Genomic DNA, 24,927 nt, shown 5'->3' with positions numbered 1-24,927 from the left:
AAAACCTGCTCAGTCCAGATGCCTATTTGCGCTATCTGGTAAACTGACGTTTTACCTGTTTATTGTACCTCTATATTTTCTTCTATTACTTTCTTCAAAACTAATTCGTACACTTCGATTTGTGCTGCCAAACGTTCGATTTGAAACTCATTTTCAAAAAAATCAGCTGAATCAAGTGGTTTTGTCTGACAGACGTGCGTTAAACGATCAATTTCTCTTTTGGCTTCAGTGATTTTTTCATTTAAAAACTGTTCCATCTCCGTGCCCTCACTTTTTTTGATAACCTTACTTTACCATTATCAAGAAAGGAGAACAAAAAATAAGTTTCAAACTGTTTTACCCTTCTATGATTTATCCTGCTTCCTCAGCAAATTGGCTGTTATACAGTTTTTCATAAAATCCGCCTTGTGCCAATAAACTCTCATGTGTTCCTTTTTCAATGATCTGACCTTGATCCATCACTAGAATCAGATCTGCATCGCGTATCGTCGATAAACGGTGAGCAATGACAAAACTTGTCCGCCCCTCCATCACGCGATCCATCGCTTTTTGAATCAACGCTTCTAAACGAGTGTCTACTGAACTTGTCGCTTCATCCAAAATCAAAATTTTAGGATCTGAAACCACTGCTCGGGCAATCGTCAGTAACTGTTTTTGTCCTAAAGACACATTGTCTCCCTCAGCATTTATGGGCATCTCATATCCATCTGGCATTGTCCGGATAAAATGGTCTACGTTTGCTGTTTTTGCAGCATCTACTACTTCATAATCTGTCGCATCAAGCTTTCCGAAACGGATATTATCGGCAATCGTTCCTTGATAGAGCCATGCATCTTGTAAGACCATACCAAATAGCGAACGGACGTCACTGCGGCTCATTGATTTGGTATCAATCCCGTCGATCCTGATAGCTCCTTTGTCTACGTCGTAAAAACGCATCAATAGATTGATCAAGGTCGTCTTGCCGGCACCGGTCGGACCGACGACAGCCACGGTTTGACCTGCTTTCACTTCAAAGTTCAAATCTTGAATCAATGGTTTCTTCGGATCATACGCAAAATCGACATGATTGAATGTCACATCTCCTAAAATCGTTTCTGGCAGTGAAACATCTACTTTGTTTTCTTTTTCTTCTGGCTCATCTAAAATCTCGAATACACGTTTTGTTGCCGCTGATGCACTTTGCAAAACAGAAGACAATTGGGTCACGTTCCCCATCGGCTGGCTGATTTGCCAAATATATTGGATGAATGCCTGAAGTTGACCAACAACGATCGCCCCAGTAATAACATAGAAACTTCCTAGAACAGCCATACCAATATAAGTAGCATAGGCAGTTAGTTGAACTAATGGCAGCATCAACCCAGAAATGAACGCTGCGCGGAACCCAAAGTATTTCAAGCTGTGATTTACTTTTTTGAATCCTTCCAATGTTTCTTTTTCGCGTCCGTATACTTTCAATACACTGAAACCTGTCATATTTTCTTGAACGTAGCCGTTTAGCTCACCAAGCGAATTCTGCATGCTTTGAAAATATTTCTGCGAAGCATTGATTACTCGTTTGGAGATCCAGATCGATGTTGGAATCATGATCATAGAGATCAGCGCCATCATCGGCTGGATATAAAACATCATTGCTGCAGCCAACGTAATTCCCAATATCGCATTTACGATTCCAATAAAAGCTTGTTGTAAAGCACCGCTGACTGCATCTACATCATTCGTCACACGAGACAAAATATTTCCTTGTTGGTTTTTATCGAAATAAGAAACCGGAAGGCGATTGATTTTTTCTTCTATGTCTCTTCGCAAATCATGCATGGCACTTTGAACGACATTTGTCATCAAAACCCCAGAAAGCAATTGCGAAATACAATACCCTATTCCGACCACTGTGATCCAAATAAGACATTTGAATATATAAGAAAAATTGATTGATTCGCCATTGGCAATATTACGACTGATTTCTGTAGTAGGAAGTCCTGTAACATATGGCAAAGCCACGTTGAAAGCCACTGTCAGAACTGTAAATAGGATCACTAGAAGAAATGTCCCACGATACGGTCTGATATATCGAGCTAAACGTTTTAAGGAAGAAAAGGTTTTTTTCATGCTAGTTCCTCCTTTGATAATTGAGAAGCGGCAATATCATAATAAATCGGGCATTTTTCCAACAACTCCCGATGTGTCCCCATACCGACGACTTCTCCTTCATTTAATACGATGATCTTATCTGCATGCATGATCGTTCCCACACGTTGTGCTACGATCAACACAGTAGACTCTGTTGTTTCTTTTTTCAGACGAGCACGTAACTTCGCATCCGTTTGATAATCTAATGCAGAAAAGCTGTCATCAAAAATATATATTTCCGGACGGCGTATGATGGCTCTGGCTATTGCCAATCGTTGTTTTTGTCCACCTGAAAAATTGGAACCACCTTCTGATAAATGTTCGTCAAATCCATCTGGTTTTCGAGAAATGAATTCTGAAGCTTGAGCAATCTCAGCTGCACGTTCCATTTCTTCTTGTGTGGCATCTTCTTTCCCGTATCGCAAATTATCGGCAATCGTTCCAGTAAATAGCAGCGCTTTTTGCGGAATAAACCCAATCTTATCTCGCAACTTGCTTAACCGATAATCTCTCACGTCTACTCCATCGACCAAGATCTTTCCTTCACTCACATCATAAAAGCGAGGAATCAATTGAATCAACGTAGATTTTCCGCTACCGGTACTTCCAATAAAAGCAACGGTTTCTCCTGGAGAGGCTGTAAAACTGACATTTCGAATCACTGGCTCTTGCGAATGGCCTGGATAAGCAAATGTTACATTTTGAAATTCGATATACCCTTTAGTCTTCGTATCCGATATACCATTTGGATCTTCTACAATCGAAGGTTTGGCATCTAGTGCCTCTTGGATACGTCCAGCTGAAACGGCTGCTCTTGGATACATCATGAACACACTGGCAAATAACATGAATGAGAATAAGGCATGGAATATATACTCGATAAATGCAATCAAATCTCCTACCCGAAGTTCGCCAGCATCGATTTGCACTGCCCCGCTCCAAATGATCAATACCATCACGATATTAAATAAGAAATAAAAACCTGGTTGTGCAACAGCCATCAAACGGAACAAGCTTTTCGAACTAGCAGCATAATTCTCGTTGACTACAGCAAAGCGTTTTTCTTCAAACTTTTCATTGACGAATGCACGAATCACACGCAATCCTGAAAGGTTTTCCCGCAAGATACTATTGATTTTATCTAAGTTTTTTTGTTGTTTTTTAGATAACGGCTCAGACACCTTAGCAATCGCTACGACCGCCAATAATAGCAAAGGCAATGCGCCTACTACATACAAGCTGAGTGTCACACTTGTACGCATGACCATGTACAAACTGACAACGAACATCATCGGCGCCATGAAACCGATACGCAAAATATTTTGCAGGAACAACATGATCTGATAAGCATCATTTGTTGTACGAGTAATCAAGGAAGATACGCCTAAATTTTCGTACTCCTGATGCGAATAGCTTTGGATCTTTTCGAACAAATCATCTCGAATATCTGCTACGATATTGGTCGTGATCCTCGAACCAAAATAACCTAACAAGATATTCAAAATAATACCGATTACGGTAATAACGATCATAAATATCCCTTGCTGTTTCACATAATCAAAATCATCATTGCGGATTCCTACATCAATCATACGTGCTAAAATCGTAGGAAGTCCTAATTCAATCAAAATAAAACCGAATACGCATATGAAATTGAAAAACAAGAATTTCTTATAACGCATAGTATAATGCCACATTAGTTTCACTTTCTCATCTCCTTTTAATCTTTTGTTACATTTTCATTACTAAAAATGATAGCACAACGAACCTATTAATAGAACACTTCTCTCATAAAAAAGTCATTATAATTATAGTAAAATGATAAACGTTGATTTTTTCTTTCAATCTAGTTGATTTCTATACTTATTTGCTGTTTTATGCTAGAATAACAATTAATTGTTGTATATTTTTTATACAGAAGGTACGGTTGAAAAAATATCCGAACAGATGAGCAAAAACGAGGCTTGTCTCTTTGACTCGAATCCAGTATTCTAGTCAAAGCATATGAAAAACTAGGTGGCTTGTCCCCTCGTTTTGTGTTGTCTAAAAAAATCAACTAGCTAAATCACTGCTTTACGCAGATAAAGGAGACAAAACAATGATCTATAAAGTTTATTATCAAGAAACAAAAGTACGTAACCCTAAACGGGAAGAAACAAAATCTCTTTACATTGAGGCAAAAAGCGATGTAGACGCTCGCCAACGTGTGGAAGAAAATACCCCATACAATATTGAATTCGTTCAACTTCTAGAAGGAAGTCATCTAGAATACGAAAAAGAAAATGCTGATTTCTCATTAGTGGAGTTTTAATATGAAACTTTCCATCAAAAATAATGAGACAGGCGTCTTTGCTATTGGTGGATTAGGTGAAATCGGGAAAAATACGTATGGGGTACAATTCCAAGATGAAATCATTTTGATTGATGCCGGGATCAAGTTCCCGGAAGACGATCTACTTGGAATTGACTATGTCATTCCCGACTACAGCTACATCATACAAAACTTGCACAAAGTAAAAGCCCTAGTGATTACTCACGGGCACGAAGACCACATCGGCGGAATACCCTACTTGCTAAAACAAGCAAATATTCCTATCTATGCTGGTCCTCTCGCATTAGCGTTGATCACGAACAAATTAGATGAGCATGGCTTGCTTCGAGAGGCAGAGCTTCATGAAATCAATGAAGATACGATCATTCGTTTTAGAAAAACTTCTGTCAGCTTTTTCAGAACGACTCATAGTATCCCAGACGCATTAGGAATCGTGGTGAAAACACCTTCTGGTAATATCGTAGCGACTGGAGACTTCAAGTTTGATTTCACTCCCGTTGGCGAACCAGCAAACTTGCATAAAATGGCTCGTATCGGGGAAGAAGGTGTCTTGTGCCTTTTATCTGATAGTACAAATGCTGAGATTCCAACATTTACTAAATCAGAAAAAACGATTGGTCATTCTATCTTGAAGATCTTTTCAAAAATCGAAGGTCGTATTATTTTTGCCAGCTTTGCTTCTAATATCTTCCGTTTGCAGCAAGCAGCAGATGCCGCTGTGGCGACTGGTCGTAAAATCGCTGTTTTCGGACGTAGCATGGAAAATGCCATTGTCAATGGCCAACGTTTAGGATATATCAAAGTTCCAGACGGCACATTTGTAGATGCACATGAAATCAATCGCTTGCCTGCTAACGAAACGATGATCCTATGTACAGGTTCTCAAGGGGAAGCGATGGCCGCTTTGAGCCGTATTGCAAATGGTACCCACCGTCAAATCCAAATCCAGCCAGACGATACAGTGATCTTTTCAAGTTCACCTATCCCTGGTAATACGACAAGTGTCAATCATTTGATCAACTTGCTGTCTGAAGCTGGCGCAGAAGTAATCCATGGAAAAATCAATAACATCCATACTTCTGGTCACGGTGGACAAGAAGAACAAAAATTGATGCTTCGCTTGATGAAACCAAAATATTTTATCCCTGTCCATGGAGAATTCCGCATGCTGAAAGTCCATGCTTCTCTAGCACAAGATGTAGGTGTTCCTGCAGAAAACTGCTTCATCATGGAAAATGGCGATGTTTTAGCGTTAACTAGCGATTCTGCACGTCCTGCTGGGCATTTTGTGGCTGGAGATGTGTATATCGATGGTAGCGGAATCGGTGATATCGGTAATGTCGTTTTACGTGACCGTCACTTGCTTTCAGAAGAAGGTCTTGTATTAGCTGTTGCAACAGTAGATATCAAGAAAAAAGAAATCTTAGCTGGTCCAGATATTCTCTCTCGTGGATTTGTTTACATGCGAGAATCAGGAGAAATGATCAATGAAGCTCAGCGAATCTTATTCCATGCTTTAAGAGAATGTTTAAATGGACCTGACTGTTCAGAATATAAATTGAAAGAAGCGATGACTGGCGCGCTTCAGCCATTCTTATTCGAACGTACAGAAAGGCATCCAATGATTTTACCGATGGTCATGACACCAGATGAAGAATAAGTAAGAGGTTGTGAAATTAGTGCCCTGACCTGAGTATAAGAGAAACCAAACGGAAAACAGGACAAGTTGTTTTTATTTGGCTGTTCTTATTGCTTGATACAGGGCAGCTTTTTCACAACCTCTTAAAATTTATTTACTTTTTCATACAAAAATACCTGCCACAAGAGAAATTTCCTCTTGTGGCAGGTATTTTTGTTACTCGCTTTGTTCTCTCGTAAAAATTGATGCCTACCATCAATTTGATTTACAGATAAAATTAAGCTTTTACAACGTTTGCAGCTTGTGGGCCACGGTCTGATTCTTCAACGTCGAAAGTCACTGCTTGACCTTCTTCTAATGTTTTGAATCCGTCACCTTGGATAGCAGAGAAGTGAACGAATACGTCGCTTCCATCTTCACGTGAGATAAATCCAAATCCTTTTTCAGCGTTGAACCATTTTACTGTTCCGTTTTCCATAATAATATCCTCCTCGTGCCAAAAGCACTTATTTAAATTGTAACATTGCTCGTGTACGATAGAGGTGCAACAGATGTTTCAACTTCTATTCCCAAACAAAATTACAATATAATTGTACACTTGCTTCATTTTTTTTGCAAGAAAGCAACTTACTTCTCTTCCATTAATCCTTCTTCTCTCAAACTAAAATATCGTTTACGTCCGATGATCAAATGATCCAGTACAGTGATACCCATCATTTCTCCACACTTTTGTATCCTTTTAGTAAAATTCATATCCTGTTGTGATGGAATAACATTACCAGACGGATGATTATGTGCTAAAACGATTCTTGCCGCGCAATAACGTACAGCATAATGAAATATTTCTCTAGGATGAGCGACTGACTGATTCAGCGAACCGATGAACACTGTCTTTTTTAAGATCACTTGATTCTTCGTGTCCAAATAAATACAAATCAAATGTTCCTGTTTGTAATCTTTCATTTCCAGAATCAATTGTTGTGCCAGTTCATGGCTAGTACGAATGGCCGGAGCTGCTCTTTCTTGGTCCGTCTGAATGCGGCGGCCTAACTCGATCAAGGCTTTGATTTCGATTGCTTTCACACGTCCTATCCCTCGAATCTCTTCTAACTCATGCAAAGTCGCCTGTCGTAAAGAAGCCAATCCACCAAACGTTTTTAACAGATTGCCAGCAATCGACATCACACTATGAGGGTGTTGACCAGTACGCAGTAAAATGGCTAAAAGCTCCTGATCCGATAAAGCTTCAGCTCCATAAATTTCCATACGTTCTCTTGGTAAAGAGCTAGTTGGTACTTCTTTCATCAATCGTTTTTCCAAAAAAACATCTCCTTTCTATCTTTTCTAAAATAAGATACGAAAAGAGATGGATTTTTATTTTATCAATGCAGGGATTTCATGCAAAGAAGAAACGACCCCAGCCGTTTTTTTGATCAATTCTTGGGAAGGCGGAAGCAAATCTGGCACCATGACTACAGGGATCTCAGCCGCAGAAGCTGCTAAAATACCATTTTGTGAATCTTCTAAAATCAATGTTTCTTTCTTAGCTGTACCTAATTTCTGATTGGCTAATAAAAAAATTTCCGGATCTGGTTTTGCTCGTTGGACATTCTCTGCGGAAATAATCGTCTCAAATCGTTCAAACAGATTGTTCTTCTTCAATAAAAGTTCAATGACAGCTCGTTGGTTACTGGAAGCGACAACTTTGGGAATCTGATGTTCTTCTAAAAAAGAGAGGAGTTCCAACACCCCTGGCTTCATTTGTACAGCTCCTTGTGAAAAGCGCTCAAGCGTTTCCTGGTATGAATCATCTATAAATCTTTGTACGCTTGTTTTGCCGAATTCCGCAAAAATCATATGATAATTCGCCCACACTTCTTCATCGGAAACACCTAAGAATTTTAAATACAGGTCTTTATCATATGGAAAACCCATCCTATCTGCTACTACTTGTGAAGCCTCGTAATATACTAACTCTGTGTCAAACAATAAACCATCCATATCAAAAATCACTGCATTATACTTCATGGTCTCCTCCTAATTGTATTAATAAATGACGAACTTCTGAAATGAAATAAAGCGAACCGGTCACAACTAATACATCTTCATTTGTCATCTTTTCCAATATATCTGCTAATCCGAATTGCCACAATGAAACAATTGATACTCTTTCACTTGCTAAATCTGATACTTCACTTAATTCGATGGCTTTTGGATGTTCAAAGGTTGTCAAATAAATATGGACATTTGGTACTTGCTGCAATCGTTCTAGCATTTCTCTAACATTTTTAGTCCGTAAGGCGGAAAACAAAATGTTGATTTGATATCCTTTGAATTCTTTTTTCAAATTCTCAACAAGCCGGTTCATTGCATGCGTATTATGGGCACCATCTAAAACAACTAATGGCTCGTTACTCAAACGCTCCATTCTTCCTGGCCATCGAGATTTCTTCAACCCCTTCAAAACATCTTTTTCTCGGAAAGGCAGCTTTTCCAATTGACAGTAAACAAAATACAATTCGATGGCTACTCCTGCATTTTCAGCTTGATGTTGCCCTAAAAGCGGCGTGGTTAGTTGAGGGATTTTCCCTGCTTCATTAAAGAATTCAAATACTTCTCCCCAAGTCTCATCAGGATGCAGATAGTTTATTTTATAATTTTCCCCGTATACATAAAGCATCGCATTTTTTTCTTTAGCTGTTTGTTTGATGACATTAAAAGCTTCTGGGCCGATGTTTCCTGTGACAACTGGAACGCCTTGTTTGATGATTCCTGCTTTTTGCGCAGCGATTTCTCCAATCGTCTCTCCAAGTATCTCGGTATGATCAAGCCCAATCGTTGTTATTCCAGTTAGCATCGGTACAGCTACATTGGTAGAATCCAATAAGCCACCTAAGCCCACTTCAATAATCGCTACGTCTACTTTCTTCATCAAAAAATAATCAAATGCCATTGCTGTTAATGTCTCAAATTCAGTGATACCAGCTACTGCTTCAAATTGATCAAGTTGTTTGATCAGCGGCTGATATTTTTTTACAAGCTGGATCAAGTCATTGTCTGGGATACTTTTGCCATTGATTGCAATCCGTTCATTGAACGTTTCGATATAAGGTGAAGTAAACGTTCCAACTATCAGACCAGCTTCTTCTAATAGGCTTCTCAAATAGGCTACAGTAGACCCTTTTCCGTTTGTTCCAGCGATATGGATCGTTTTTACTTTCCTCTCCGGATGACCTACCACTTCTAATAAAGCTTCGACTCGGTCAAGACCAGGACGTGAACCAAATGGTAATCGACTATGGATCCATTCTATTGCTTCTTCAATCGTCATCAACAATTCCCCCATTTCTCTTTTATTATAACAAATAGAAGACATAAGAAAAATAAAAGGACGATAGAGAAAAAAATCTGCTCCGGATACATGATAAATCGCTCTTTTTTCTAAGTAATCAGAGTAGACTAAAAAAGAGGATGCGACAATAATCATGTCACATCCCCTTATTCGGAATAAGTGGTATTCCCCGCTTTTATTGAATAGTACGCAAACTTTCGATTCGTTCTTTGACAGCCGTTTGCTTCTCTAAATAATCTTTTTCTTTTGCACGTTCTGCCTCTACTACTTCTTCCGGCGCATTAGAAACAAACCGTTCATTAGAAAGTTTTACTTGGACACGTTTCACTTCGCTTGTCCATTTTTCCAGTTCTTTTTCTAATCGTTTGATTTCCTCTTCGATATTGATTAATCCTGCTAACGGCAAGAAGATTTCTGCACCTGTCAGAACAGCTGACATCGCTAGATCTGGTGCAGTGATCTCACTTGATATCGTCAACTCTTCTGGGTTGCAGAAGCGTTCGATGTAGCTTGTATTTTCAACTAAAAATTGATCGATTTTAGCATCGTTTGTTTTGATTAATAGCGTAATTGGTTTAGACAATGGTGTATTCACTTCTGAACGAATATTTCGAACGGCTCGAATCAATTCCTTCAATACTTCCATTCCTTTAGAAGCAGTTTCATCGTCAAACTCTGGACGTACCACAGGATATTCTGCTACTACTAGAGAATTTCCTTGATGAGGAATATGTTCCCATATTTCTTCTGTGACAAATGGCATGATTGGATGCAACAAACGCAAAATCTGATCCAAGGTATGGACTAGGATACTACGTGTTGTTTGTTTTGAAACAGCATCATCTCCATAAAGTACTTCTTTGCTCATTTCGATATACCAGTCACAAAAATCATCCCAGATAAAGTTATACAGTTGTCTACCGGCTTCACCAAATTCAAAACGATCAAATAATTCAGTTACACGTGCGACTGTTTCGTTCAAACGAGTAAGAATCCAACGGTCAGCCACTGATTTTTCTCCAGATAAATCGATCTCTTCTACGGTCATTCCTTCGATATTCATGATAACGAAACGTGAAGCATTCCAGATTTTATTGATAAAGTTCCATGAAGCATCCATTTTTTCATAGCTGAAGCGAACATCTTGTCCTGGTGCAGAACCATTCGATAAGAACCAACGAAGAGCATCTGCTCCATACTTTTCGATTACTTCCATCGGATCGATCCCATTACCTAATGATTTACTCATCTTCCGCCCTTGTTCGTCACGAATCAATCCATGGATCAAGACATTCTCAAATGGTCGTTCGCCAGTAAATTCCAAACTTTGGAAGATCATTCGGCTTACCCAGAAGAAAATGATGTCATAACCAGTTACTAAGGTGCTAGTAGGGAAGTACCGCTTATAATCTTCGCTTTCCGTGTCTGGCCAGCCCATCGTTGAAAAAGGCCACAATGCTGAACTAAACCAAGTGTCTAAAACATCCGGATCTTGGACCCAGTTTTCACTATCAGCTGGTGCTTCCATTCCTACATACATTTCGCCTGTTTCTTTGTGATACCATGCAGGGATTTGATGTCCCCACCATAATTGTCGTGAAATTACCCAGTCATGGACATTTTCCATCCAACGTAAAAATGTTTGATTGAATCTTGGAGGGAAGAATTCCACTGCTTGATCTGTTTCTTGGTTATCAATGGCTTTTTTTGCTAACGGCGCCATTTTTACAAACCATTGAGTAGACAATCGAGGTTCGACAACGACACCTGTCCGCTCGGAATGTCCCACACTATGGACCATCGTATCGATTTTGATCAATCGGCCGATTTCTTTTAGATCTTGCACGATTGCTTTACGAGCAGCAAAACGATCCATTCCAGCATACTTTCCTGCTAGTTCATTCATTGTACCATCATCATCCATCACATTCACTCGTGGAAGATCATGACGATTACCTACCTCAAAGTCGTTTGGATCATGTGCTGGAGTGATTTTTACTACACCTGTCCCAAACTCCATATCTACATATTTATCTGCAATGATTGGGATTTCTTTATTGACTAAAGGTAGAATCACTTTTTTGCCAATCAGCGCTTGATAACGCTCGTCTTCTGGGTGAACAGCAATCGCCGTATCTCCCAACATCGTTTCTGGCCGGGTCGTCGCAATTTCTACTACGCCTGATCCATCTGCCAGTTCATAGCTCATATGGTAAAAGGCGCCTTCAATGTCTTTATGAATAACTTCGATATCAGATAGAGCTGTTCGTGCTTGAGGGTCCCAATTGATGATGTATTCACCGCGATAGATCAACCCTTTTTCATATAAGGTAACAAAAACTTTACGTACTGCTTCAGATAATCCGTCATCTAATGTAAAACGTTCTCTGCTGTAAGCTAAAGATAATCCCATTTTAGCCCACTGTTCACGGATATGACTTGCATACTCTTCTTTCCATTCCCACACTTGATCGATGAACTTTTCACGACCTAGATCATAGCGAGAAATTCCTTGCTCTCTAAGCTTTGCTTCTACCTTTGCTTGTGTCGCGATTCCTGCATGGTCCATACCAGGCAACCATAAAGTATCATATCCTTGCATTCTCTTTTGACGAATCAGCATATCTTGCAAGGTCGTATCCCAAGCATGCCCTAAATGAAGTTTTCCGGTAACATTTGGGGGTGGGATCACGATTGAATAAGGTTTTGCTTTTTTATCTCCACTCGGTTTAAACAAATCTTGTTCTAACCAATGCTGATAACGTCCAGCTTCAACTTCTTGCGGGTTATATTTTGTTGATAGATTATTTTCTTCCGTCATGCTGTTTTCCTCCTTTAAACTAAAAAACGTCCTAAAATACTTTCGTATTTTAGGACGTATGATTTACGCGGTACCACCTAAATTGCAATAATCAATCATTATTGCCTCTCAAGTGAGTTAACGATCACGACTCGTCTATCTCTACTCCATTCAAGACAGAAACTCCCAAGCTACCTTCACTGGTTGTCATTGAGAACCTTTCAGCAGATAGTTCTCTCTCTAAGAATGAATGTGCCAGTTACTCCTCTTGTTCAGCGTTATGCTTCATTCTACAATGGTTTTTTTTTTTAGTCAACAAGTGGTCGTGAAAAAACCACTTCATTTAGTATTAAAAAATTTTTGAAAGAATTACGACGGATCCTTGCAAGATCAATAAGCCTACTCAAATTTTCCTAAGAAAAAACTTCTGAGTAATTCTCATCAAAGTAAATAAGCGTCTGTAACTCGGTTGTCAAATCAATGTATTGAACATTGACATAAGCTGGGACAGTTACTCGGTCAGGTGCAAAGTTAAGGATAGCGGTTACATTCCCTTTGACAATTTCATCAATAGCAGATTGTGAATATTTACTTGGTACCGTAGAGATTGCTACTGTCACATTTTTTGCTTTGGCTATCTCTGCGAAACGATCAATCGGATAGATCATTTCTCCATCAATGACTCGATTGATCAGTGCTGGATCATTATCAAAGACGCACACGATATTTAGATTTTCATTTCTTCTAAAATTGTTGTGTTTCAATGCTTTGCCAAGATTTCCGTATCCAACTAATGCGATTCGTTTTTCTTCTTTAGTATTAAGGATATTATTGAATACATCGATAAGGAAAGGGACATCATAGCCATATCCGCTTCTGCCTAGCTCGCCTAATTGCGAGAAGTCTCTGCGGATCGTTGCAGAAGGAATTTGGGTGATTTCGCTGAACTCATTTGATTTGATTCTACTTATGCCTGAGTCATCCAGCATCTTTAAGTAGCGTAAATATAAAGGTAACCTTTTCGCAGTTGCTTTTGGCAGTGTATCTGTTTTTTCTCGCATAACGACGCTCCTTGTTAATAATTTCACATATTTAGTGTAACATGTTTCTAACACGGGAGCAAGGTTACAGGTAGGAAGGAAAAGGGTGCGAGACAAATAAAACGACCCAAAAATTAACTATTTGGGTCGCTATTTCATGGGAAATTTTTTTATCATTTATCAGCTAATCTTCGACATTAGTTCAAAACACTAATTTCACAACCACTTATAGCAATTCTGAAAATTCTTCAGTTTTTTCATTAGAAGATTCTGCTTGTATCTCTTCCATCTTCAAACCAGCTAATGCACGTTGGATCATTTCATCTATTGCTAAACGCTCTTCATATTGATGGACCTTTTCCAGTTGAGGGCGTGTTTTTGGCTGTGGAGGCGCAAAAATCGTACAGCAGTCTTCAAAAGGTTGGATAGAAAGATTAAATGTATCGATCTGTTCCGCTACTTCAATGATTTCAAGTTTATCCATTGTCGCTACAGGCCGAATGATTGGCGTATTCGTTACTTCATTGATAGCCACCATACTTTGCAAGGTTTGCGAAGCCACTTGACCTAATGATTCGCCATTCAAAATAACTAGACCATGACGAATACGGCGAATTTCATCGGTCAACCGCAACATCATTCGACGAGTGATCGTCATCCAATATCCTTGTGGCACTGATTTTTTGATTTCTTCTTGAATCTCGGTAAATGGCACTTCAATAAAATGAATTGTTCCTACATAAGGCGCTAGTTTCGCTGTTAAGTCTTTTGCTTTTTGCAGTGCTTGTTCACTTGTATACGGCGGACTAGCAAAATGAACAGCTTCGATTTCCACTCCCCGCTTCATTGCAAAATATCCTGCAACAGGAGAATCAATCCCGCCAGAAAGCATGAGCATTCCTTTTCCGCTTGTTCCTACAGGCAACCCGCCAGCTCCTTTGATCGTTTCATACGACAGATAAGCGCCGTCACGACGAATCTCTACACGTAATGGAATATCGGGCTGACGCATTTGAACTTGGATATGAGGGAAAATATCAAAAACAGCATTGCCTAATGTTTGATTCAATTCATTACTTGTCAATTCAAATTGGTGATCGCTTCTTTTAGCGATAATTTTAAATGTTTCTTTCCCTGTATAAATTTCTTTCATGATGTCTTGAACAGCTTGTTTCAAAACTTCAACATCTTTTTCTACCCGAATACTCGGAGAAAAATTTTGGATCCCAAATATTTTTGCTAGTTTTGGAATAACTAGCTGACTGTCTGCACCATTCAACAAAAGATGCATCCGGTCGCGATCAGCATGGATTTTGATTTCTGGAAATTCTTTCAAAGCTTGTCTGACATTTTGTGCTAGTTGCATGATAAAGCTTTTTCGATTCTTTCCTTTTGTCGAAAGCTCTCCATAACGGACCATAATTTCACTGTATTTCACAAGAACACTCCTCTTTTAATTGATTACAGAAAATTTCTTATAAAGCTGCTTGAAAATAATCATAAATTGCTCCACTTCTGCTAATGAATTATTTTCATCTAGGCTGATTCGAATAGCAGATGTAGCCAAATCATTTGGTACATGCATCGCGTGCAATGTACTGCTTGCCATATGTTTACGTGAGGAGCAGGCACTAGTAGTAGAAACAAATATTTGTTTTTCCTCTAAAGCATGGACGAGAACTTCACCACGAATTCCTTTTAGAGCAAAACATAAAATGTGCGGCGCATAGTCGGTTCCTTCTGAAAAGATCGTCACTTTATCATACGACTTCAACGCATTGATTAAAGCTTCTTTTAAGCGTTGTGTCTGCTCAGGTTTTTGTTCCTTTATCTCTAATGATAAACGTAAAGCTTTAGCCATAGCCACAATACCTGGAACATTTTCTGTCCCACTTCGTTGATTTCTTTCCTGACCTCCACCTGTCAGTAATGGTGCTAAACGACGACCCTTTTTCCAATAAATGAAACCAGTTCCCCGTGGGCCATGGAATTTATGGGCTGAAAATGTTGCAAAATCCACTCTCCCTGTCAACCATTGCGAGAATGGTACTTTTCCGATTGCCTGAACAGCATCTACATGGAAATGAATTTTAGGGAAATCATCCAAAAGATCACTGATTTCCTGGATGGGCTGAATCGATCCTACTTCATTATTCACAGCCATAACAGAGACCAAAACTGTCTCTTTTCTTATTAATTTTTTCAATTCGTCAACACGTACAAATCCGCGTTTATCTACTGGGGCGATACTTACTTCGATTCCTAATTCTTTTAATTGTTCGGCCGTCTCACTGACTGCCGGATGTTCGATTCCTGAAATGATCATATGATTCCCATACTCTCTTTTTTCAATCATCGTTCCTTTTAATACCCAGTTATCTCCTTCTGTTCCTCCTGAAGTAAAAAAGATTTCTTCTGGCTCTGCATGGATCAAATCAGCGATCTGCTTTCTTGCTTGCTGCAACAACCGATTAGCTTGATTGCCCAAATCATGAAGACTTGATGGATTCCCAATAATCCGCTGACTGGTTTTTACATATGCATCTAAGCTTTGCGGAAAGATTGGGGTCGTTGCACTGTTATCAAAATATATCATAAGAAACCCCTCTTTTTTGAAATTCTTTTCTATTATAACGGTTGTCCAAGGTGCTTTCAAGAGCAGGTGGCATTTTCACTTGTTTCCTCTTTCAGATAGACATAAAAAAAGACAAGAACAAGACGGATGGTTGTCTTGTTCTTGCATGATTGCTGCTTTTTTGCTTTATACTAAGTCTGGATGATTAAAATAAAAATCTTCGATGCGTTTGAAAGCACCTGGTTCTACTCGCTCTAATGCTGTACCAATTTCGTCTAATGCTTCTTGATAATGATATTCTTTATTGAATAAATAGTAACTTTTGTCAATCGCTTCCCGAACTTCTTCGTGTGTATGACGATAACGGTTTGCATATTGGAGCATTTGCTCCGTTAGTGCTGCTGCATCTACTAGATCATGTGTCTTCTTATCTAATAATTCTAGACCTTCTTCGCATAGAGCAACTAAACGATTGACTTCCTCCATGTTTACTCGAATTTTATTCAAGACAACACTTAGTTCTTCAATACGATCAGTAGCAACAAAAAAGAATTCTAGGTAATCATTCGGCAAGCCAGGCAAACGTTGTTTCTCTACAAAACGTTTCAAACTACGCAATTTAAATTCGAATGTATCGATCTTTTCTTGCGCTTCTTTTTCGCCTTTTCTCAATTCATGTAATGAGTCGTCGATCTCTACTTGTTGCGTTTCGATATCTTCTAAGACCTTGAAGACTGTTTTATAGAACGTACGCACTTCTGAATAAGGGATTTCGTGTTGGCGGATCTGTGGAATCATCTGTTCATTTTGACGTTCCATTTCTTCCACTTCAGTTTGGAAACCTCGTACACGACCAATTTCATTGTGATTCAATGTATAGCTTTGAGCGGTGTGATCCAACTCAATCAATAATTGACGGTTATTCTTCGTTGTATGTTTGATATACTCTGCAATCGTTGATTGGTTAGTTTTTACATATCTCTGAGCTTCCATTTCTCGTTCTAAGATGTCATATAGCGAATCAATCAAATCAGCTGTTTCTCGGTTTTCGAATTCGACCGTTTCAACTTCTGTTTTTTCAAGATTGGCTAATGAATTTTCAATTCTTCGACTTACTTTTGCGATATCTTCAGCAAGATCTTCTTCAGGGAATACATATTGTTCTTCCATTAATTTCTCATAAGTATCACTGATTTCTTCAAGTTGTTCAGGGAAAGTCGTATGGAGATCTTCATACAGTGGTGGAATTTTTTTCATCAGAGCTTCCACTTCATACGTATGTTTTTCTGCTTTATCTAAAACCTCGCGGGCCTCTACAGGATCGCCGGAAGTATTTAAAGTCACGAATTGCGTAAATTCTTTTTCGATCATCTTGATCTGTTTTTGCAATTCAAAAAGAGCTGGTCCATATTCATGCTCGTCTTCTCTGACTTTTTCTTTCAGTTCTTCATAGACATCAAGCGCCTGCTGGACAGCTAATGAGTTGCGTTCTTCCGTTTCTCGCAATTCCTTCAGACCTTCACGGATTTCCGTTACTTGTTTCTCCATTTGGTCCATTGTTGCTTCTGCTTCAACAACTGCTTTTTTTCCTTTTAAGAACCGAAAACTTTCATTGAGGTTTTCCACTTCAAAAATTTGACTTTCTAATTCAGCGAATGAGGAAGTAGATATGTCATTCCACTTTTGACTCCATTCACGAAAGGTATTTTGGCTTTGCCCAACCAGATGCATTTTTTTAACATCATCGACTTCTTCAATCACTGGCAAGTCAAATAATTCTTCCTTGCGTTTTTCTAAGGCATCCAATCGATCTTGGTTTTTTTTCTTCATCAAGTAACTAACCAAAAAGACGACAATGGCGACTATAATGATTGCAATGACGATTCCGATGATAACATTATTTCCCATTTATGGTTCCTCCGTTTTCAGTATGCATCTTTTTATGCAACAGATGGCGTTCTGCTTGGCATAAATCCAAATAATACGTCTCTCGTGCAAAAGACATCTATTCTAGATTATAGCATACTATTTTCATGCATTCACTAACTTAAACGAAAATCTTTTGTTTTTCATCGTATAAAGATAACAAAAATAGTGACGTACTGATCACTCTGTTTCGTTTGTGCATGCACTCCTATCAGCAGAGCTTTTCCTAGCAAGAGCTTCTTGAATCTGTCGTTGGATTTCTGCCGCGATTTTAGGCTCTGGCGCGTACTCCATCTGCCAGTTCTCAGGTTTCAATACTTTATTTGTTACAGGATCATAATGAGGTTTTCCATCTGGAAACAATTTTCCCATATTTGCCTGATGGACGATATCAAATATTCGATCAGGCGCTATTCCCAATAATGAAAAAGAACCGTAAGTAAAGTAAAGGATATCTGTCAGTGCATCTACTTGTTCAATCAGTGGGTCACTTCCCCACTCTGTTTTATCAAGTATTTTTTCTTCTGCTTTATCTAATGCTTCGTGTAGCAGAGTAACAGCTTCATGTAGTTGTTCTTTACTTGGTGAGGTAGCTGCAACAAATTCAACAAGTTCTTCTATTTTGAATGCAGCACGTGTATGAGCCTCCATCGCAGTAAAAGCTGTGGGGATTTCTGGTCTTCTTGGATCAAAAATTTTGTGAAATGCTTCTACTTTTTGAAAAGGTGTCTCTGATTCCATACTAATGTTTTCCTTCTTTCATTGACTAATAAATCAGACCAAAGTGTTTCAGTCCTTCGTATATGCCATCTTCTTCATTTGATTGGGTCACAAAATCTGCGGCATGTTTTACTTCAATCTGAGCATTTCCCATAGCCACTCCAATTCCTACACCTTTCAGCATCTCGATATCATTGTAATGGTCGCCGAATGCCATGATTTCTTCCATCTCAATTCCGACAGCATTTGCGAAAGCTTGGATGCCTAGCAATTTTGAACCACCTTTTGGGATGATATCTACAGTATACGTATTTGAACGTTGGAAGGTACACTCGGGAAATAGATGTTCTAACTTTTTCTGTTCTGACTCCGGACTAAGCAGTATACATTGGTAAATTGGTTCATTTAATATCTCTAATGTTTCATAACGGTCCTTTTGCCGATGAGGGCTAAAAAGCTGGAGGATTTTTTTCATCAGACGTACCGGGAATTTACGCGGTAAAAAGCTGACTAGCCGCTTGATAAAAATCGATTGTCCTAATAGCATCGTTGTTGATCCATCTAGCCGATTTCTCGCACCAAAAACGATTTGTCGATGGTTAGCATCTGCAAATTCAACAATATGTTCCAATACTTTTTGTTCAAAAGCGTGGTCGATAATCGTTCGATCTGCAGTAAAAACCAGTTGACCATTATACACGACATACATATCTAATTCCAAATCATCAATGATTTCTTTGATCTTTATTGGGCTGCGCCCCGTTGCTACACCGCATAAAATGCCGTTTTTCCGAGCATAGTTAATTGCTTGTTTTGTTGATTCCAATGCTTTTGAACGATTGGTGACCAATGTTCCGTCAATATCAAAAAAAATAGCTTTGATCATAGACTTCGCCCCTTTCATGAATAAAATAAGCCCTTAAAACAGATCCATTTGAGTTGGATTAAGTCCATCCGGCTGGATATTTAATATTTTTTGCAGTGCTAATGCATTTTCAGCCGCATCCCCGCCAGAATTGTTATTAAAAATCACACCTATCTCTTTTGTCTTAGAATCAACTGCTTTGACTTCACATGCTAGTTCTTGTAGTTCTTTTTCTGAATAACGATACAATGTTCTTTTTTTGCGCCAATCTTTATCATTTGCTTGCCATCCCTGAGCATTCCTGCCATGAAATCGAAAAAGAGCAAAGTTCGGATTGGTTACAAATGGATCAAAAGGGATCGTTGTATTCAGCAGCTGCGGCTCATCAATGATGGCTAAAGAAAAAGCGGCTCGAGACATAAAGTTTCTCGTACGTTCAAGAAATTCATCGCTATACCAAGAATAGTCCCGCAATTCTACAGCAACAGGATAACCCTCAAACCACTTTCTAAGTTTGCGCAAGTATTGGACATTTTCTTTTGTACACTTGAATGAAGAGGGGAATTGAATTAAAAAGCAAAAAAGCTTTCCAGCTTCTACCATTGGCGACATGACATCTAAAAAATGCGTAATCATCTCTTCTTCTGTCTGATAATAAGGCTTCCAATCTCCTTGACCGCTGATCCCTTGATAGACTTTGACTACAAAGCGAAAAGATTCAGGTACTTCGTTTATCCAATTCTCAACAGAGGACTTTCGAGGAATCCCATAATAAGCAGTATCTAATTCCACTAAGGGTAGAAATCCGGCATATTCATACAGAGTGTTATTCTTTTTGCCAGTTAATTTGTCATGTTCTTTAAACGATGTTAATCCGATTCTGATCATTTTCGACCACCTTCGTAATTGTTTTCTCTTGACTACTTTTTTGTAAAAGAAACTCAACCAAATACTCCGTGCATTAAGAGGTCAAGGTCGAGTCTTCTTCGTTTAAGTAAGAGTAGCTTTTTTATAATAAGTCTGGCTATTGTTATTCTTCACTGATAGCAAAACTCTTTTATATAGTATACAATAAGATTTAACGGCTATGCAAAATTATTCGTAAGGAAGTCTGTAAAATGAAAAAAATACTTGTACTGCACACCGGCGGAACGATCGCCATGAAAGAAAACATGCTCACTGGCGGTGTTAGTCCTGATGTGGCAAACCCGTTATTAGATGCAGAAATCACGATACCTGAGCATGTGGAACTCTTAGTTGAAGATATCTTCAATCTTCCCTCACCACACATCATGCCTTCTCACATGTTGGTATTAAAAGAACGTATCTTGTCCGCTTATGAATCAGGTATATTCGGAGTGGTGATTACACACGGTACGGATACATTAGAAGAAACTGCCTTTTTTCTTGATACAACGATTGGTGACAAATTACCAATTGTTTTGACTGGGGCAATGCGTTCAAGTAACGAACTTGGAAGTGACGGCCTCTATAATTTTGAAAGTGCTATTCGCGTCGCAAGCTGTGAAGAAGCGGTAGATAAGGGTGTATTAGTGGTCATGAACGATGAGATTCATTCTGCACGCTACGTGACAAAGACCCACACCACAAATGTTGCTACTTTCCGAACGCCTACATTGGGACCAATCGGTTTAGTAACTAAGAATCGAATCTTATTCTTACAAGAACTTTTAGAAACAAAGCGGCTGGATATTTCCGCTGTAAATGGGACTATCCCAATTGTTAAAGCATATGCTGGGATGCAAGGAGACTTATTGGAAGCAATCGCCCATACGAAAGTAGACGGTCTAGTCATTGAAGCTTTAGGTGCCGGAAATCTCCCTCCTCAAGCCTTAGCAGCTTTAGAAAAGCTTCTTGTCCAAAAAATCCCTGTAGTACTTGTTTCTCGTTGTTTCAATGGAATCGCAGAGCCTGTTTATGATTATGAAGGCGGAGGAAAAGAACTAGAAGAAATGGGGATTATTTTCTGCAACAGCATCAATAGTCAAAAAGCACGTTTAAAACTATTGATTGCCGTAAACTATGGTTTGACGGGCGAAGAATTGATTTCGTTTATCCAAAACTAACCATCAATATCTGATAGCTAAACTTAAAAAGAGAGGCTGTGACAAAAGTAGCTTCTTCGAAAACTAAGCCGAAATTTCACAAAAATTTGAGAAGCAATTTTCGTAAATTCCTTCTTATTTCTTGAAGCTGACCACTTCTGTCACAACCTCTTTTTTATTTATTTTTCCATAGAATATTGGCTTCACAATACAGCTGTTCTTGCATTCGGATTTCATGTTTTGTTTTGATACCATTTTCGGTTGGGACTTGTTCAAAATGGCTTTCGATCTCATTCCCGTACTCTACTTCTTTATCAAATCGAATAATTACTTTTTCTGGAACATGCGTAGTCAAAAAGTCATATCCCAATACATCAATGATCCAATTAAAATACATCGCATTATTAACATGCTGATTACTATCGATATCATAAAAACGAACACGATATGGCAACATGAAGCCCGAATCAATCTTTTCAATTTTTTCCTGACGCTTGATTTTTTTGATCTTCTCACTCTCAAAAGGAGCAATGATTTCTTCATTAACACTGCTCATTTTTCGATTCACAAAATCCATCAATACAAAAACAGATTCTATTTTGACTAATTCTTCCCCATCTTCATCATGGATCCAGAAGTTCCGATAACAGAAAAACTTATTGTACTCCATGGCTTGAGTCGTTACTGAAATTACTTCACCGACTCTAGGCAGACGATTAATCTCCATAGAATAATTCGTGATGACCCAAGTCAGTCCAAAGCTATTGACGAATTCACTGCCTCTTCCCAACTGGTCGCTTTGATCTTCAGATGTTTTGATAACTACTCCTAACATCGAAGGAAATGTCATCGTTTGATTGATGTCACACTCATAATATGAAACTTCATGCTTTTTGGTATATTTCTTTGCCAAAAACACGCCCTCCTCTTAAAAACTTTCTAGTAATTGATCTACTTGGGAACCGTAACTTTCTCCAAACATATTCAAATGTGCCAAAAGATAATATAACTGGTAAATCGGTAGTCGATCTTCCCATCCCTCTTCTAATGGAAATATAGTTTGATAGGCATCTAAAAATTCCGGTCGGAAACCGCCGAATAACTGACTCATTGCAATGTCTTGTTCCCGATTCCCATAAGAAACAGCCGGATCGACAAAAATTGGATGTCCTTGCTGGTCAAAGAACACATTACCACTCCACAGGTCTCCATGCAAGAGGCGTGGAGTGATCTTTTTGGGTTCAACCGATTTCAATACTCGTTCTTTAAATTGCAGATACTTTTCTTGCCGCTGTACATTCCAACGATTCGTTTCTTCCGCTAAAGAAATCTGGGCTTCAAGCCGATTTTTAAAGAAAAAAATCCACCAATCTTCTTCAAAAGAATTTTTCTGAATAAGTGTACCTAGATAGTTATCTTTTCGAAAACCAAATTGTGGCGCTGTTTGCTGATGGAGTTTAGCTAAAGCTACAGCAAGATCTCGTTGATCTCCTTTTCCCGGCTCGATCCATTCCATTAACAAATAAGCGCCTTCACTTGTTTCACCCAGCATGTACGTATCTGGTACACGTACGAATGTAGCTAGCTCTTTTAACCCATCTACTTCTGCTTCAAAAAAATCTTTTTTTACATTCGGATGGATTTTCAAAAAATAAGCACGTTGATCTGTTTTTATACGATAAGTTTGATTCACATCGCCGCCAACAACTGGAATCACTTTCCCATTTAGTTTCAGATCAGATAAAACAGTTTGGATATCCATGACTTTTCCCCCTACTCCCAATTTTATTCTATTTTGTCATCCTACTTGTTTCATGATAAAAGGATTATTTCCAATCCTTATCCCTTTATTTAGAATTATAGCACAGGCATCATAAAAATCAGGAGATGGACTTTATAGATAAAAAAGAGCTGACTTAAGCCAGCTCTTTTTATCTATAGCATACTCTTTATTGAACTATTTACCTATGCTAAAGCACCCATTGGATCCCATGGAGCTAGCATAATTGGTTCTTCATTGAACGCATTTAGTTGCTCTTTCGTCAACAAATCTTTTCTGACAACGATTTGGTACGTATATTCGTCCATCCAAGCATCACTCATAACGAAGAAACCGTTCTTTCCAACTTTTTCGCCCCAGCTGTTTTCGACTTTCCATTTTGTTGATTGTCCGTCCACTAAATCAACGCCAGTCAATACCATCGCATGGGTCATCAAACTTTCACCAAAATCCAAACGTTCAGCTTTAGTCATTGTGAAATCCGTATCGAATAGATCATCCATCGAATAAGCATCTAAGGCCATGATGCCACTGGTTCTAGTAGAAGATTGTCCTACATCACAACCAAACCATACAGATTCTCCTTGTTCAAGCTGAGCAATCGCTAATTTTTTGAAAGTTTCCATATCAACATTCAGGTATTTAACTTCTTTCCCGTCAACGACATTCCCTAGCATCTCTACTGTATAAGAACGATTGAATGGTTTGTCTTTTGTTGGTGCATTGATCACACTAATATAATCATCTAATTTTACACCGATGTATTTATCATAAAAAATTTGTGGCGTCAGTCCTCGGTCAAGATGATAGTTTTGTTCTTCATCGCGGTACTCAAAATCGAATTCTTTTGGAGGTGTTCCTAATGAGATGGCTAAGAAGTTATAAATACTTTCTAGCATTTCTTCTTTTTTTTCTTCAATAGCGTCTAATGTTTCTCCTTGAGCAACCATTTCGCGTAACACAACTGCATCTTTACGCAGTAGTTTGTTCAAGTAGTTATTCAAATCTCGAGAATTTGAACTATTCGCACTTTCCGGCATTACCGATTTAGGCACAACACCGTATTTTTGGAATAATGAAACGATCATATCCCATTGACCGCCATCTTGTTGAGGAGTAGTTAGCAAGAAAGCCACTTTTCGGCTATCAATAGCCTCTTTTCCAGTTGCAATAATGTTTTCATAGAAGTAATTTGCCTTTTCATATTTATCCCAGAAAAAAGTGTAATTTTGTGATAATTCAAACTCTTTTAAATGGAATTGATTCAGCATTTTATGACGGAACGTATTCAATGCAGCAAACATCCAACAACGACCCGATTGCATCTGATTAGCCACTTTGCCTGTAGCTAAATCAATAGAAAATACTGGTGTATTCGCCACATGTGCTGAAATATTTTCAGCAGAAGCAGTAATCCCGTTCTTCACGACAGCCCGCTGCAACGCCTGCTGTTTGTTATTTGCTTGAAACTGTTTGTCAAATTTTGTTGTCATATCCGGTGTAATAGCTTTCATCCAATCATCCTTCCAAATCCAAGTTACACTTCGTATTTTACTCTTAAGAATTTAGAAATACAATCTCTTCTATGATGAAATTTTCATTTGAATGAGAATATACTTACAACTTCATGAAGAAAAATGTCATACGGTATACAATAATTTTCAAATCGCCGATTGTAAAATTAAGCTAGACAACTAAA

General features: G+C 38.6%; 21 protein-coding genes and 1 other annotated feature. Of the genes, 3 read left to right on the top strand and 18 right to left on the bottom strand.

Going from position 1 to position 24,927, the window contains the following annotated elements:
- Positions 1-59: 59 nt before the first annotated feature.
- The 3 genes from HMPREF2731_RS06020 to efrA all read right to left on the bottom strand — a co-directional run bounded on the left by HMPREF2731_RS06020 (position 60) and on the right by efrA (position 3,839).
- Positions 60-257 (bottom strand): hypothetical protein, encoded by a 198-nt coding sequence (locus HMPREF2731_RS06020; protein WP_002310222.1) that lies wholly within the window; start codon positions 255-257, stop codon positions 60-62.
- A gap of 94 nt (positions 258-351) precedes the next feature.
- Entirely contained in the window at positions 352-2,112 is a 1,761-nt protein-coding gene (efrB, locus tag HMPREF2731_RS06015) for a multidrug efflux ABC transporter subunit EfrB (RefSeq protein ID WP_070872572.1), read from the bottom strand.
- Positions 2,109-3,839 (bottom strand): multidrug efflux ABC transporter subunit EfrA, encoded by a 1,731-nt coding sequence (efrA, locus tag HMPREF2731_RS06010; protein WP_002314241.1) that lies wholly within the window; start codon positions 3,837-3,839, stop codon positions 2,109-2,111. Before efrA ends, efrB begins: the two co-directional genes overlap by 4 nt.
- A 392-nt stretch (positions 3,840-4,231) precedes the next feature.
- On the opposite strand from efrA, the gene HMPREF2731_RS06005 reads away from it, so the two are divergent.
- Positions 4,232-4,444 (top strand): DNA-directed RNA polymerase subunit epsilon, encoded by a 213-nt coding sequence (locus HMPREF2731_RS06005; RefSeq protein ID WP_002287947.1) that lies wholly within the window; start codon positions 4,232-4,234, stop codon positions 4,442-4,444.
- Between the two features lies 1 nt (position 4,445).
- Positions 4,446-6,125 carry a ribonuclease J1 gene (gene rnjA, locus HMPREF2731_RS06000; RefSeq protein ID WP_002310218.1) on the top strand — a complete coding sequence of 560 codons (1,680 nt, stop codon included), beginning with the start codon at positions 4,446-4,448 and terminating at the stop codon, positions 6,123-6,125.
- Between the two features lie 256 nt (positions 6,126-6,381).
- Here rnjA and HMPREF2731_RS05995 read toward each other — a convergent pair whose 3' ends face one another.
- The 12 genes from HMPREF2731_RS05995 to HMPREF2731_RS05940 form a co-directional block, all read right to left on the bottom strand.
- A complete protein-coding gene (locus tag HMPREF2731_RS05995) occupies positions 6,382-6,582 on the bottom strand; it encodes a cold-shock protein (protein WP_002294067.1) in 201 nt (66 codons plus the stop codon).
- 149 nt (positions 6,583-6,731) lie between these two features.
- Positions 6,732-7,424: a RadC family protein gene (gene radC, locus HMPREF2731_RS05990; protein ID WP_002314243.1), complete on the bottom strand. Its 693-nt coding sequence runs from the start codon at positions 7,422-7,424 to the stop codon at positions 6,732-6,734.
- 54 nt (positions 7,425-7,478) lie between these two features.
- A complete protein-coding gene (locus HMPREF2731_RS05985; protein ID WP_002310216.1) occupies positions 7,479-8,132 on the bottom strand; it encodes an HAD family hydrolase in 654 nt (217 codons plus the stop codon).
- A complete protein-coding gene (locus HMPREF2731_RS05980) occupies positions 8,122-9,435 on the bottom strand; it encodes a bifunctional folylpolyglutamate synthase/dihydrofolate synthase (RefSeq protein WP_002320195.1) in 1,314 nt (437 codons plus the stop codon). Before HMPREF2731_RS05980 ends, HMPREF2731_RS05985 begins: the two co-directional genes overlap by 11 nt.
- 196 nt (positions 9,436-9,631) lie before the next feature.
- Positions 9,632-12,277 carry a valine--tRNA ligase gene (locus HMPREF2731_RS05975; RefSeq protein ID WP_070872570.1) on the bottom strand — a complete coding sequence of 882 codons (2,646 nt, stop codon included), beginning with the start codon at positions 12,275-12,277 and terminating at the stop codon, positions 9,632-9,634.
- A gap of 47 nt (positions 12,278-12,324) precedes the next feature.
- Positions 12,325-12,541, bottom strand: a binding site (T-box leader).
- A 128-nt stretch (positions 12,542-12,669) separates the two neighbouring features.
- Positions 12,670-13,317 (bottom strand): redox-sensing transcriptional repressor Rex, encoded by a 648-nt coding sequence (locus tag HMPREF2731_RS05970; RefSeq protein ID WP_002287954.1) that lies wholly within the window; start codon positions 13,315-13,317, stop codon positions 12,670-12,672.
- Positions 13,318-13,522: 205 nt separating this feature from the next.
- A complete protein-coding gene (gene thiI / locus HMPREF2731_RS05965) occupies positions 13,523-14,734 on the bottom strand; it encodes a tRNA uracil 4-sulfurtransferase ThiI (RefSeq protein WP_002310213.1) in 1,212 nt (403 codons plus the stop codon).
- Positions 14,735-14,749: 15 nt separating this feature from the next.
- Positions 14,750-15,892, bottom strand: coding sequence for a cysteine desulfurase family protein (locus HMPREF2731_RS05960; protein ID WP_002314246.1), 1,143 nt, complete (start codon positions 15,890-15,892; stop codon positions 14,750-14,752).
- 165 nt (positions 15,893-16,057) lie between these two features.
- Positions 16,058-17,779, bottom strand: coding sequence for a septation ring formation regulator EzrA (locus HMPREF2731_RS05955; RefSeq protein WP_070872567.1), 1,722 nt, complete (start codon positions 17,777-17,779; stop codon positions 16,058-16,060).
- Positions 17,780-17,977: 198 nt separating this feature from the next.
- Positions 17,978-18,538, bottom strand: a complete 561-nt coding sequence (locus HMPREF2731_RS05950) for a pyrophosphohydrolase domain-containing protein (RefSeq protein WP_002310210.1) — start codon at positions 18,536-18,538, stop codon at positions 17,978-17,980.
- Positions 18,539-18,563: 25 nt separating this feature from the next.
- Entirely contained in the window at positions 18,564-19,403 is an 840-nt protein-coding gene (locus HMPREF2731_RS05945; protein ID WP_070872565.1) for a Cof-type HAD-IIB family hydrolase, read from the bottom strand.
- 33 nt (positions 19,404-19,436) lie between these two features.
- Positions 19,437-20,270, bottom strand: a complete 834-nt coding sequence (locus tag HMPREF2731_RS05940) for a DUF72 domain-containing protein (RefSeq protein WP_002310208.1) — start codon at positions 20,268-20,270, stop codon at positions 19,437-19,439.
- A 230-nt stretch (positions 20,271-20,500) separates the two neighbouring features.
- On the opposite strand from HMPREF2731_RS05940, the gene HMPREF2731_RS05935 reads away from it, so the two are divergent.
- Positions 20,501-21,469 carry an asparaginase gene (locus HMPREF2731_RS05935; RefSeq protein ID WP_002314249.1) on the top strand — a complete coding sequence of 323 codons (969 nt, stop codon included), beginning with the start codon at positions 20,501-20,503 and terminating at the stop codon, positions 21,467-21,469.
- 154 nt (positions 21,470-21,623) lie between these two features.
- Here the strand turns inward: HMPREF2731_RS05935 and HMPREF2731_RS05930 are convergent, their stop codons facing one another.
- From HMPREF2731_RS05930 to HMPREF2731_RS05920, 3 genes are all read right to left on the bottom strand, one after another.
- Positions 21,624-22,361 (bottom strand): acyl-ACP thioesterase domain-containing protein, encoded by a 738-nt coding sequence (locus tag HMPREF2731_RS05930; RefSeq protein ID WP_002310206.1) that lies wholly within the window; start codon positions 22,359-22,361, stop codon positions 21,624-21,626.
- A gap of 15 nt (positions 22,362-22,376) precedes the next feature.
- A complete protein-coding gene (locus tag HMPREF2731_RS05925) occupies positions 22,377-23,210 on the bottom strand; it encodes a fructosamine kinase family protein (RefSeq protein WP_002310205.1) in 834 nt (277 codons plus the stop codon).
- Between the two features lie 203 nt (positions 23,211-23,413).
- The gene (locus HMPREF2731_RS05920) at positions 23,414-24,742 is read right to left on the bottom strand and encodes a C1 family peptidase (RefSeq protein WP_002310204.1); all 1,329 of its coding nucleotides are present in this window, start codon (positions 24,740-24,742) and stop codon (positions 23,414-23,416) included.
- Positions 24,743-24,927 lie beyond the last annotated feature (185 nt).

The organism is Enterococcus sp. HMSC072F02, assembly GCF_001837725.1.
Lineage (GTDB): Bacteria > Bacillota > Bacilli > Lactobacillales > Enterococcaceae > Enterococcus_B > Enterococcus_B lactis.
Note: the sequence above shows the minus strand (reverse complement) of the source record. Positions and strands in the feature narration are given on the sequence as shown.